Here is a 12,423-nt window from a genome sequence, read left to right on the forward strand (position 1 = left end):
TTAGAGTATATAAGTGAATTTTTGCAGCTAATATTGGTAATATTAGCAAAAAAATTACCGAAATATAGAATAAAATTAGATCAAAAGATTGCTAATAAAGACTTTGTTAACAGTCCCATAGGTGCTAAGAACCCTCAATATTGAAAAATTATAAAGGCAAAGTTATAATAGTTTTTAATCCATGAAGCGATTCAGAGTCTGTAAGCTCTATCTGTCCACCATGACCATTCACAGCTTCACGTACTATAGATAAACCTAGCCCTACCCCATTTATATTTAAATTACGAGAATGATCTAAACGATAAAATGGTTTAAACACCATATCACGCTTATCAGCTGGAATCCCAGGACCATCATCTTCAATGGTAATAATAAGTTCTTCTTTTAAAGTCATTAATGAGATTTTCACCTGATTTTTTGCATATAATACAGAATTTTCTATAACATTTATTATAGCTCTTTTAAAAATATTAACTTTTAAATTAATCATAATATTAGCTTCTATATTTGATATAACGCTAATTTTCTGGACATTATAAAAATTAACAATTTGTATTAATAAATCTGATATACAGACATACTGTACTTTTTCTGTCCCCTCACCTTGAACAAAATCTATATAATGCTGAATCATATACTCCATATCATTAATATCGTGCTCTAACTCCCTAATTTCCTGACTAGGTTCAAGCATAGCAAGCTGCAACTTCATACGAGTTAAAGGTGTACGTAGATCATGCGATACACCCGCAAGCATTTCTGTACGTTGATTAATTTGCCGTATAATCCTCTCTTGCATTTGTAAAAAAGCTCCCCCAGCTCTTCTTACTTCCAATGCACCGGTTGGCTTAAAATAACTTGATTTAAACCCTTTACCAAAATCGTCTGCAACTTTAGATAATTTAGTAATAGAGCGTACTTGGTTACGACAAAAAATAGTAGCAATAACAGTTAAAATAAAAGCTGTGCCTGTCATCCACAAGATAAAGATATATGTTGTTGGTGTAGAAAATCTTTTATTCGGTATATTAACAATTATATAACCTCTGCTTAATTGTATGGTAACTTTTATGTCTCCTGTGATATTAGCATATTCTATGTTAGTTTTCTTCTTCAGCCTATTAGTAATTACTGTATATAATAAAGATAATTTTTCTTCACCTTTATAACCACTCCTAATATTCATTTTACCTAAACGATATTGTATATCTAAACGCATGTTATCATGTGCTAGTGTAATAATCTTCTCTCTATCAAGGAATTCACTATTTTCCATAAAATGCGCTACCATAACTACATCTCCTGCAATAGAGTTTAATATTTTTTCACTTACATCACTCCAATGTCTTTCATAAAATATATAAGCAGCAACAATTTGCGTTAAAGCTGTAGGTATCACCAAAATCATTAATAATCTTGCTAGTAATGTATCTGGTATTAGGCGATCACGTAAAAATTTTATAGTTTTATACATGCATTCTGCTCTATAAATAGATCCTCTTTAAATTTTTTGTTAGATAAACAGTTGCAATCATGATTAGTAAAGCTCCAACAAAAGCAGTAATACTAATCCTTTCACCAAATATTATATAAGTAATACTTAATGTAAATAACATACGAGAAAAATCAAAAGGCACTACTATAGATAAAGCACTATATTTATAGGCTTTAAATACAGCATAAAAATTTATAAATTGCAGTAATCCTACTAATAAACAATATACCATATCCTTCACTGTAGGAATTTGCCATTGAAAAATGACAATGGGTAATAGCAGTAAAGAAATAGTTAAATAAACATAAAAAATCTGCATTAAAGTTGTATCCTGGTGAGTTTGTGCCTTAATTAATACATCCCCTAATACCCAAATTATCACTGTTAGAATAGCCATACTATAGGAATAAACTTCTCCTGAAAATACAGGCCTTATAATAATTAATACACCTATAAAACCTATCAAAACAGCCATTACCCTTTTCATGGTAATATACTCTTTAAAAATTACTACCCCTGCCATAACATTCAGTAGTGGAGTCATGTAACTAATAGCAGTTAATTCATTCACCGGTAATAGCTTAAGCACGTAAAACCATAACATCATACTAGAAGCTGTAGAAAGAGCGCGTATTGTGTAAGACGTGATAAAATGGGTATAAAAAGATTCTTTCTTTAGGAGCATTAAACCAGCTGTAATAACTGTAATAGTGATACACATAAGAAAATATGATTGTACAAGATTAATAGTAAGCTCGGCTTTGTTCATAATAATAGATATCACACTTAAGGTAAATGAAGCAAGAAGCATCCATTTGATTCCCCGTAACTGTGTTTCCATAAAAACCTCTAATTTTTATTCTTCATAGATAGTAGCTAACAAACTATTAGAAGAAAGATTGGTTAAAAGCACCTTTGCTATTTTACCAAAATAACTATTATCATTCATATATACAGGCTGCATATAAGGAGTTTTACCTATAATTTGATTTGCATGCCTACCCTCACGATCAAATAATACTTCTGTTATTGTGCCTATAGAACTACGATTAAATTCTTCTTGCTGCTTATTAGTAAGTGCCTGCAATTTAGCTAATCTTTCTGATTTTATTTCTTCTGGTACTTGATTGCTTAACTGTGCAGCTGGCGTACCTGGGCGTGGACTATATTTAAACGAGTAACAGCTAGCGTAATTTACTTCTTCAATTAATTCAAGAGTTTGCTGAAAATCCTCGTCAGTTTCCCCTGGATATCCCACTATAAAATCTGATGATATACGAATGTCTTTCCGATATAATCTCAATCTCCTAATAATATTAAGATAATATTCAACACTGTGTTTCCTATTCATAGCAGAAAGCATTCTGTCTGAGCCAGATTGAATAGGTAAATGAAGGAATGGCATTAATTTTTCTTCATTTGCATGAGCATCAAATAAGCTATCATGCATACTACGGGGATGAGAAGTTGTATAACGTATTCGTTTTAAACCATCTATTTTAGCTAAAATTTTAATTAACTGGCCTAAGTCACTTTCTTCATTATTTATGCCTACACCATTATAGGCATTTACATTTTGTCCTAATAAAGTAATTTCTAGCGCTCCTTGCTCTACTAATTTTACAGCTTCTCTAAAAATAGCAGATACGGGACGCGAAAATTCTGCTCCTCTGGTGTAAGGCACCACACAAAATTTGCAGAATTCATTACAACCTTCTTGTATGGTAAGAAACGCAGATATTCCTTGTGAACCAGACTCTTCAGACAGAGTATCAAACTTGGAAATTTCAGGAAAGTCTAAATTTAACAACCATTTTTTCTGATGAGCAACACCTCTAAGTAATTGAGGTAAGGTATGATAAGATTGTGGCCCTACGACTATATCAACATATGGTGCCCTTGAAAAAATCTCTTCACCTTCAGCCTGACCTACACATCCTGCTACACAAATTACTAAATGTTCATCTAATTTTTGCTTAGCATTTTTTACTGCTCTGATTCGTCCTAATTCAGAGTAAAGCTTTTCTGATGCTTTCTCTCGGATATGACAAGTATTTAAAATTACCATATCTGCATCTTCCATAGATTCTACTGTCAAAAAACCTAAAGGTTTCAGCAAATCTACCATTTTTGCCGAATCATAAACATTCATTTGACATCCATAAGTTTTTATATAGAGTTTTTTATTTTCAATCATGAATGTTTCCATTATTTATTTATTTCTTTATAAGTCTTGACAAATTATATTATTGATAAGCATGATTTATAATTTACGAAGATTTGTTTTAAGCAAATACCTACCTTATATTTATTCTTTCAAAGGTATACCATATAATTCTAATCTGTCATCGATTAATTCATATCCTAATTGATGCGCAATCTTTTGCTTAAGTTTTTCAATTTCTTCACTCTTAAATTCTATTACTTTACCAGTTTTTAGATCTATTAAGTGATAATGCTTTTCCTCTCTAGCGCCTTCATAACGTGCACGATTATCTTTAAAGTCATGTTTTTCAATAATTCCCATTTCTTCAAATAATCTCACCGTACGATACACCGTAGGTATACTAATATTAGGATCAATTTTTACAGCACGATTATATAGTTCTTCTACATCTGGATGATCATCGGACTGTGAAATGACAGTTGCTACTACTCTGCGTTGCTCCGTCATTTTAATCCCTTTTGTAATACATAGCTCTTCTATTTTAGACACCCAAAACCTACTATTTAAACCTATTATCCAATTTTAATTATATACTAATACATAATAACATAATAATAAACACATAAAACATATGATAGTTATAGCATACCTATAGCGCTTTTATACAATTCTAATAATTCCTCTTGTTCTTCACGATCTGCCTTAGCCATTTTACGTAGTTTGATTATTTGACGTATGATTTTACTATCAAATCCTGAAGCCTTTGCTTCTGCGTACACATTTCTAATATCTTCCATAATATTAGTTTTATCTTCTTCAATTCTTTCAATTTTTTCTACAATTTGTTTCAAATGATTCGAAGAAATTGATTCCACATTATTCTCCATATTTACCCTCACGTAATATTTATAGTAAATTAACCTAAAATTGGCTTAGATTCTCTATAACAGTCAAGCAAAAACATACTTACTAATTACAAATAATATATAAAGCTAGAGTATTTTATTTAAACTATAGAAATTTAGATGTATATTTTTACCTAACAAATTTTTTATAAGAAATATATAAAACAAATTTTATTAATTTGCTAGTACAAGCTTGAAAATAATTTATAAAAAGTCATCTAACAGTGTTCTTAACTTATTAGAAACATGAGTTAATTTATTAGCATCCGTAGCACGCAATACTATATTAGTAACCCATTTATTATCTGTATTAATAGGATAACTCCCAATTTCCACGTCTGGATACATGTCTTGTATTGAAGATAATTTTTCAGCAATAATACTTTCTCCAACTATAACAGTAATTGTAGTAGATAAAATTTCTTTCCCATGCATGAGATCATCCTTAATCGCCTCAAACATAGCGTACATAATTTTTGGTATACCAGCCATGACATAAACATTTTCTATAATAAAACCTGGCGCCTTACTAATTACATTAGGAATTAAAGAAGCTCCTTCAGGAATATAGGCCATTTTTAATCTTGGTGGTGTTAACTCCCATTCATCATATATTTCTTTTAAATATACAAGAGCCTCTTCATTTAACTCTAATTCCACACCAAAAGCCTTTGCAATAGCTAAAGCCGTAATGTCATCATGTGTAGGACCTATACCTCCTGTAGTAAATATATAATTATATTTACTACGGATTTCATTTATATGACGTACAATTTCCTCATGTATATCTGGAATGATACGAACTTCCATAACCTTAATACCTAATTTATTTAAGTGCACTGCCAGAAAGCTAGTATTGGCATCAATAGTGTTACCAGATAATATTTCATTGCCTATTATGATAATTGCTGCTGTAATATTTGTCATTATTGTAAATTATACTACCATTTATTATATTATGTATTATATTATATAGTAAATTATATAATAGAGGTATTATTGGTCAATGGATAAAGATATTACTATTCATAATCAGAGCGATTTTATATCAATGCGTAATGCTGGAAAGCTTGCCGCTGAAGTTTTAGATTATATTACTGAATTTGTAGTACCAGGAGTTACTACTTTAGAATTGAATAATTTATGTCATAATAAGATAGTTGAAAACGGTGCGATACCAGCTCCCTTAAATTATAGAGGCTTTCCTAAATCAATATGCACTTCTATCAACCATGTAATCTGTCATGGCATTCCTGATGAGAGGAAATTAATTGCAGGCGATATATTAAATATAGATATTACTGTTATATTAGACGGGTGGTATGGTGATACTAGCCGTATGTACTGGGTTGGAGAACCATCTATCAAAGCTCAGCGCCTTACACAAATCACTTATGATTCAATGATGTTGGGCATAGAACAGGTAAAACCAGGAGCTACTCTTGGAGATATAGGATATGCCATACAAACTTATGCCGAAAAACATAATTACTCTGTAGTACGTGATTATTGTGGACATGGCATAGGACGTGTTTTTCATGGCTCACCAAATATTCTGCATTATGGCAAAAAGGGCAAGGGATTAGTACTGGAAGAGGGAATGTTTTTTACTATTGAGCCAATGATCAATGCAGGTAAACCTGAGACAAAACTAAACAATCAGGATGGATGGACTGTGACAACGCGAGACAGATCTCTTTCTGCACAATTTGAACATACACTTGGCGTCACTAAAGATGGTTATGAAATCTTTACTTTATCCCCAAAAGGTTTATATTGTCCTCCTTTCAAAGTATAAATATATAACGTATGTTATGTCTGATATAGAATCTGTTCCTCATTATTATGGTCATAGAGAAAGATTAAAAAAACGCTTTTTATCTTCAAATAGTGGTGCCTTACCTGATTACGAAATTCTAGAATTGCTACTTTGCCTAGCGAAACCACGCAGCGACCAAAAACCATTAGCTAAATCTCTGATCAATACTTATGGTAGTCTTGCCCAAGTGTTAACTGCTGATCAAAATTCTTTATTAAATGTAAAGGGGATAGGTGCAAACGTTATTACAACTTTCAAACTTGTACAAGAAACAGCCATAAGATTAGTCAAAGAAGATATGACAACCAGGCCTATATTGGAATCATGGAAAAATCTTTTAGATTACTGTAGAGCAACCATGGGACATATCAAGATCAAGCAATTTAGAGTATTATTCTTAGATGTAAAAAATATGATTGTAGCTGATGAGTTACAAGAGCATGGCACAGTAAATCATATACAGATATATCCTAGAGAAATTCTTAAAAGGGCCCTCTCTTTAGGGGCATCATCATTAATACTCGTACATAACCATCCAAGCGGTAATATTAAACCCTCTAAAGAAGATATAGAGGTCACCAAACAATTATTACAAAGCGCATTATTAATGGATATCACAATCCATGATCATGTTATTATTAGTAATAAGAATCATTATAGCTTTAAAGCAAACGGTTTATTATAAACTCATTATTATTTAGAGATATTAAGAGATATAATTACTTTACAACAACTCTTAGATTTTAGTAAAATCTTTACTTTTCAATAATATAATAAGTATTGTTGATAATACTTATGTAGTAAAGCAATTATGAAAATTATTGAATATACAGCTTCTTTTGAAGATTTACAAAACTATATGAATACACTACGCAGCGGTGTAAAAATTAGCTTTAATGAATATTTACAAGAAAATAGCGAATACAAAAATCAGGAAAAGGTATCAGTTAGGGCTAATTTAGGAAATATCAAATTTGATAAAGATCATACAATTGATCTAACAGGCGCCGATTTATCTCATACTATTCTACAAGGTGTAGAGTTTAATGGCAAATATGTGTTATTAAGACAGGCAAATTTAACAGGATGTAATCTTGAAAGAAGTAGTTTTACTAATCATATCGATCTCACTGGTACTAATCTTGGAAATATTATACTCAAATCTGAAATTTTTAAAAAATGTAATCTGATTGATGCTATATATGACCCAACACAATCTAAAGTCGCTAAAATTAAAGTTACTAATCAGCAATTGGAACAATATATTACTCTTCGTAATAACGGCAAAGAAGTGGCTCAGGGAAGTTTAAATAATTATTTAGCTCATATACTAAGGCATTATTATCCTGAAGGAACAGTGCTTATAGCTGATTTTTCTCTAGATAACAATGAAAGAATTCTGGACGCAAGATTTAGCAACACAGATTTCAGTGGATCAATTTTTGAAAATTGTACATTTAAAGGAGAAATTGACAATATCATATTAAGAGATTGTTATTTTACTCAAACTTTGTTTCAAAATTGTACTTTAAAGAGCCCGGATTTACGAGGCACTAATCTCAGTACTATAAATAACATCGGTAGTCAATTCACTTCGATAATGGCAGAAGGAAAGGTTCAATTTATCAGTCCCAAACTTAGCGTAAGTGGAGATAATAAGGGTACTATAAATCAAGCAGTTAAGACTGGGGTATTATCACAAGAGATTAATCTCAAAACGCCTGAACATAATTTCACTATTAAAAGTCCTATATTTGACCCTAATTATATTAAAGGCTCTACTCATGAAGAAGCTGAGTCTATAGCTGTTTATAAAAAATATGGTATTGAAGATGTAGAGAACTATGCCATATACTGTAGAAATTTATTACCACAGGATACTAAAGAACAAAAACTACCTAGTTTTAAATCATTCATTATTAAGACTCATAAAATTTCTGAAAAAGAGAGCCATTTTATTCCAGATTTATCAAACCTAGATCTTTCATATATGAACCTCTCATTTACTAATTTTGATAGTTGTAATTTTGCTTATACGAAATTCAATGGCGCCAACTTAAGACATATAAGCCTAAATAATTGTAATTTATCGGGTACTGATTTTTCTAGTGTAAAACGTTTCTTCTTTCGAGAAGATAAAACTTATTTAAGCGATGCATCTTTAAAAAATTCTGACCTTACCGCAGCTAAACTAAATAATGTAGATGCTTCTGGCGCGCATTTTGACGATTCAATTGCAATAAATATAGAAGCTGAAGGTATCAATATAAAAGGCGCTAGCGCTCATAGAACAAACTTTGCAGGCGCATGGTTATCAAGCATTAAAGCTTCCAAACTACAAGCAAAAGGAATAAATCTTGCTTATACTTTTAGCAGAAATTCTCAGTATAATGGTGCTAATCTTGAGCAGAGTGATTTATCATATAGTGACTTTTCAGGCTCTGATTTTACCGAAGCAGAATTAAATTGTACATCTCTAATCGGTACAAGACTAAGAGAAGCAAACTTAACAAGAGCCAAGTTTAATAACGCTAGATTAAAAGCAGACATTAGCTATGCTACTATATATGAAACTAATTTAGAAAATGCAGATTTAGCAGGACTTTTTTATGAAGAAGGTCAAGAACCTTATATAGAAAATACTGACTTTTCTAAAACTATATCTAGTGAAGAGCAATACACTTATAGTAATATACAATCCGAACAACTTCTGGCAAAAAAAGTGAAAAAAATCTACGATAGATATGCTATAGGACTAGTACTGGGTGCAATAGCCCTACCAATTGTAGTAATTGCTATCGCTAATATAGCCTTACCTACAGCACTTGCAGCCACAGTGATAGCTACAACTGCTGCAATTGCTGTACCGTTAGTATCTGTATTTTCAGCTGCTATCGCTATAGATAGACTAATGCATAATAAATTAGGGTTTAGTTTTGGCTTAACTAGTACGTTATCTGATATATTCGGAGCTGAAAAATTTGTTAAATATGCAACTAAAGATTTAGAACAAGATATTAAGGTCAAAGAAGCAGAACTTCAGAACCATGATAAAGAGCTAAAAGAGCAAGAAAACATCGAAGCAAAGATTAAAAATAAGTCTTCTTCACAGGAGTTACACAAATGGCAAGACCATTTTACTCCGGAACACACTAAATCTCACAGTACTTTTAAAGATCATAACTAAATAATGTTGATATTATCTATAAATGTGCATTAATATAAAATTCACAAACTTTATTAAGAATTTTAGTTTACTTAATGTATTTTATTGTTTATTACTATAAAAAATCGATTTTATTGCCCCTGTGGTGGAATTGGTAGACGCGGTAGACTCAAAATCTTCTGCCCGCAAGGGCGTGCTGGTTCAAGTCCGGCCAGGGGCACCATTATTAATTCTTTATTAAAGCCTTTCTTACATACCAAAAAAATAAAACTACCTCCATTCTCTACCTATTTTCAACTTTTTCAAGTAAATTAATTAATTTTTAAATTTACACTGCATTTCAGAAAAACATAAGCAAGGCAATGCATAGTACTAAGTGTGCAAGGCGCAAGTAGTACAAATAAGTACATAAGCTTTGATACAACTTCATAATATTTAAATTGCCTTGACTATATAAATTATTATATTGATATATGGCTTAATCAATGATATAGTACTTATCTCTTGTAAATATACAGTATCTGCTATTATTAAAGGATTTACTTGTAATGCATATTTTTATTAAAATATTACCTATGTCTCTTTGTTGTAGAGTCCTCACTTATCTTGCATAGCTCATACATACTGTTTGCAATTTCCTAATTCTTGTAATTGTTCTACTTAATCTGCTGCACACAGTACCCTAAGGTAATTATTTTTTATATGGTAAAGAAATGCATCTTTGGATTCAAAATTTAATAGGAATTTTAGTTGGTGTTTTACTTGGAACAACACTAGCACAATTTTCATTTTTCTTTAAAAATGCTGGTACACTATTCATTGATCTATTAAAAATGATTGCCAGTCCTCTAGTTTTCTGCTTATTAGTTATTGCTGCTAATGAAATAAATGCCTACAAACACTTAAAATTTCAAATATTGAAAGCATCTACTTTATTAATAGGTATAACCCTTTTTATTGTTTTGCTATCTATCATAATATCTCTTTCATTATTACCACAAATTAGCACTTATGTTGCTATAGATGTGACATACCAAAACAAACCCAATATGCCATTTATACAATTATTACCAACTAATTTTATTTTACCATTTATACAACACAATATGCAGCAGATAGTTATATTAGCTTTATTTGTTGGTTATACCATTAGCAAACTTAGTCACTATAGCAAAGAACTTATCACCACCTTTAAATATGCAACATCTTTATTTTCAGAAATGATGAATATAATAATCAAGTTAACACCTTACGGTATCTCGATGTTAACCGCTACTATTTTCAGCTCACATGCAACTCTACACCAAATATATATTGTAAGAGATTTATTAATTATCTTATTAATATTATTTGTACTACAATATCTACTTTTTGCACCCATTTTAGGATTAATTCTTAAAACCTTTCCCCTACCTTTTTATAAAAAAAGCCTTGAATATCAGATTATGGCCTTTTCCACAGGTAGCAGTAAAGCAGTCTTACCTATTACTATGAAAATAGCACAAGAAAAATTAGGCATTTCTTCAAAATATGCGCAATTATTTCTACCGCTTGCTTCTTCCCTTAACATGATAGGACTTGCAATATATATTGTTACAATTGTATTATTTATTGCACAATTACATAATATTACTTTTGATATTAAGGCATATATTATTTTAATAAGCATTGCTATTTTTATACCCATTGGAACCGCAGGTATACCAAGTGGTGCTTTATCCATTCTCCCAATAGTTCTATCTACCCTTAACTTACCTATGGATGAAATGTTTATACTTATTGCTATTGATCCGATCATAAATCTTTTCCGTACCACCTTAAACATCACTGGAGATGTAGTAATAGTACTTTTATTAGATAAATTAAATCATAGTTTTAATTATAATATTTATCAGGAGAGCATAAATGAAAAAATTATACATAATTCATGAAAACAATGATTGGATGGTGCCCATAAGAGAAGCTTTAAGTAAAGTCTCCACTCCCTTTGAAGAGTGGAATTTATCGGATAGTGGACTAATTGATCTAACAAAAATACCACCACAGGAGGTATTTTTTAATAGAATGAGTCCCTCGGCGTATAAACGCGGTTATCATAATTCCGTTTTTTATACTTTATCCTTACTCACTTGGCTAGAAAGATATAATTTACCAGTAATAAATGGTACTCAAGCTATGCACCTTGAAGTTAGCAAAATAGCACAATTCAATGCGCTTAATAAGGCTGGACTGAAAACTCCTAAGACCATGGCAGCTTTCAGTAAAGAAGATATTATAAAGGCTACTAAGCTTATGCCCTATCCTCTCATACTTAAACATAATTGGGGAGGGAAAGGTATAGGAGTATATTTATTTCATGACCATACCAATTTGCTTAATTATATACATGGTAATAGTTATGAAACACCCTTTGATGGTATAACATTAGTTCAAGAATTTATTGAATCTAATACACCTCATATTATTAGGACAGAATTTATTGGTGGAGAATTTATATATGCTCTGCAAGTTAATACTAAAATGGGATATAATTTATGCCCAGCTAATTCTTGTTCGTTAGAAAATAGCTTCTGCCCTGCTGTATCTGATGCGGGAGAAAGCAAATTTAAGATATTACAGGATTTTTCTCATCCAATTCTTGCTCGATACAAAGAGTTTTTACTTGCAAATAATATTGAAATTGCTGGTATAGAATTCATTACGGCGCCTAATGGAGAACTTTATACATATGATATAAACGCTAATACTAATTACAATACCCAAGCAGAACAAGAGGCTGGAATTTCAGCAACTAATAAATTAGCAACATTTTTATTAAATAAATTATGTTGAAATATTATAGATACATTACTTTAACATATATAGTTTCTT

At 31.0% G+C, this 12,423-nt stretch carries 11 protein-coding genes and 1 tRNA gene; 6 read left to right on the forward strand and 6 right to left on the reverse strand.

The features are described from left to right. Positions 1–148: 148 nt before the first annotated feature. The 6 genes from envZ to yfaY form a co-directional block, all read right to left on the reverse strand. A complete protein-coding gene (gene envZ / locus NOVO_02715; protein ID AIL64935.1) occupies positions 149–1,474 on the reverse strand; it encodes an Osmolarity sensor protein EnvZ in 1,326 nt (441 codons plus the stop codon). 10 nt (positions 1,475–1,484) lie between these two features. Continuing rightward, positions 1,485–2,336, reverse strand: a complete 852-nt coding sequence (locus tag NOVO_02720) for an EamA-like transporter family protein (GenBank protein AIL64936.1) — start codon at positions 2,334–2,336, stop codon at positions 1,485–1,487. 15 nt (positions 2,337–2,351) lie between these two features. Further along, positions 2,352–3,692, reverse strand: a complete 1,341-nt coding sequence (gene miaB_2, locus NOVO_02725; protein AIL64937.1) for a (Dimethylallyl)adenosine tRNA methylthiotransferase MiaB — start codon at positions 3,690–3,692, stop codon at positions 2,352–2,354. A 111-nt stretch (positions 3,693–3,803) separates the two neighbouring features. Further along, a complete protein-coding gene (gene fur / locus NOVO_02730) occupies positions 3,804–4,211 on the reverse strand; it encodes a Ferric uptake regulation protein (GenBank protein AIL64938.1) in 408 nt (135 codons plus the stop codon). An 89-nt stretch (positions 4,212–4,300) separates the two neighbouring features. Beyond that, positions 4,301–4,549, reverse strand: coding sequence for a hypothetical protein (locus NOVO_02735; protein ID AIL64939.1), 249 nt, complete (start codon positions 4,547–4,549; stop codon positions 4,301–4,303). A 222-nt stretch (positions 4,550–4,771) separates the two neighbouring features. Beyond that, the gene (yfaY, locus tag NOVO_02740; protein ID AIL64940.1) at positions 4,772–5,494 is read right to left on the reverse strand and encodes a CinA-like protein; all 723 of its coding nucleotides are present in this window, start codon (positions 5,492–5,494) and stop codon (positions 4,772–4,774) included. A 79-nt stretch (positions 5,495–5,573) separates the two neighbouring features. On the opposite strand from yfaY, the gene map reads away from it, so the two are divergent. From map to NOVO_02770, 6 genes are all read left to right on the forward strand, one after another. Further along, complete coding sequence (map, locus tag NOVO_02745) at positions 5,574–6,365, forward strand: Methionine aminopeptidase (protein ID AIL64941.1); 792 nt, start codon at positions 5,574–5,576, stop codon at positions 6,363–6,365. A 16-nt stretch (positions 6,366–6,381) separates the two neighbouring features. After that, on the forward strand, positions 6,382–7,071 hold the full coding sequence (locus tag NOVO_02750) for a hypothetical protein (protein AIL64942.1): 690 nt from the start codon (positions 6,382–6,384) through the stop codon (positions 7,069–7,071). Between the two features lie 126 nt (positions 7,072–7,197). Further along, positions 7,198–9,573: a Pentapeptide repeats containing protein gene (locus NOVO_02755; GenBank protein AIL64943.1), complete on the forward strand. Its 2,376-nt coding sequence runs from the start codon at positions 7,198–7,200 to the stop codon at positions 9,571–9,573. 115 nt (positions 9,574–9,688) lie between these two features. After that, positions 9,689–9,775, forward strand: a tRNA-Leu gene (locus NOVO_02760). Positions 9,776–10,265: 490 nt separating this feature from the next. Continuing rightward, complete coding sequence (gltP, locus tag NOVO_02765) at positions 10,266–11,483, forward strand: Proton glutamate symport protein (GenBank protein AIL64944.1); 1,218 nt, start codon at positions 10,266–10,268, stop codon at positions 11,481–11,483. Continuing rightward, complete coding sequence (locus tag NOVO_02770) at positions 11,458–12,384, forward strand: Ribosomal protein S6--L-glutamate ligase (protein ID AIL64945.1); 927 nt, start codon at positions 11,458–11,460, stop codon at positions 12,382–12,384. The genes gltP and NOVO_02770 overlap by 26 nt, the downstream gene beginning before the upstream one ends. The last annotated feature ends 39 nt before the right edge of the window (positions 12,385–12,423 follow it).

The sequence above is a fragment of the Rickettsiales bacterium Ac37b genome (assembly GCA_000746585.2).
GTDB lineage: Bacteria > Pseudomonadota > Alphaproteobacteria > Rickettsiales > Arcanibacteraceae > Ac37b.

What these genes read in the sequence shown, in the direction of transcription:
- envZ (AIL64935.1), bottom strand. Translation starts at nt 1,474, where the DNA reads ATGTATAAAACTATAAAATTTTTACGTGATCGCCTAATACCAGATACA.
- NOVO_02720 (AIL64936.1), bottom strand. Translation starts at nt 2,336, where the DNA reads ATGGAAACACAGTTACGGGGAATCAAATGGATGCTTCTTGCTTCATTT.
- miaB_2 (AIL64937.1), bottom strand. Translation starts at nt 3,692, where the DNA reads ATGATTGAAAATAAAAAACTCTATATAAAAACTTATGGATGTCAAATG.
- NOVO_02735 (AIL64939.1), bottom strand. Translation starts at nt 4,549, where the DNA reads ATGGAGAATAATGTGGAATCAATTTCTTCGAATCATTTGAAACAAATT.
- yfaY (AIL64940.1), bottom strand. Translation starts at nt 5,494, where the DNA reads ATGACAAATATTACAGCAGCAATTATCATAATAGGCAATGAAATATTA.
- map (AIL64941.1), top strand. Translation starts at nt 5,574, where the DNA reads ATGGATAAAGATATTACTATTCATAATCAGAGCGATTTTATATCAATG.
- NOVO_02750 (AIL64942.1), top strand. Translation starts at nt 6,382, where the DNA reads ATGTCTGATATAGAATCTGTTCCTCATTATTATGGTCATAGAGAAAGA.
- NOVO_02755 (AIL64943.1), top strand. Translation starts at nt 7,198, where the DNA reads ATGAAAATTATTGAATATACAGCTTCTTTTGAAGATTTACAAAACTAT.
- gltP (AIL64944.1), top strand. Translation starts at nt 10,266, where the DNA reads ATGCATCTTTGGATTCAAAATTTAATAGGAATTTTAGTTGGTGTTTTA.
- NOVO_02770 (AIL64945.1), top strand. Translation starts at nt 11,458, where the DNA reads ATGAAAAAATTATACATAATTCATGAAAACAATGATTGGATGGTGCCC.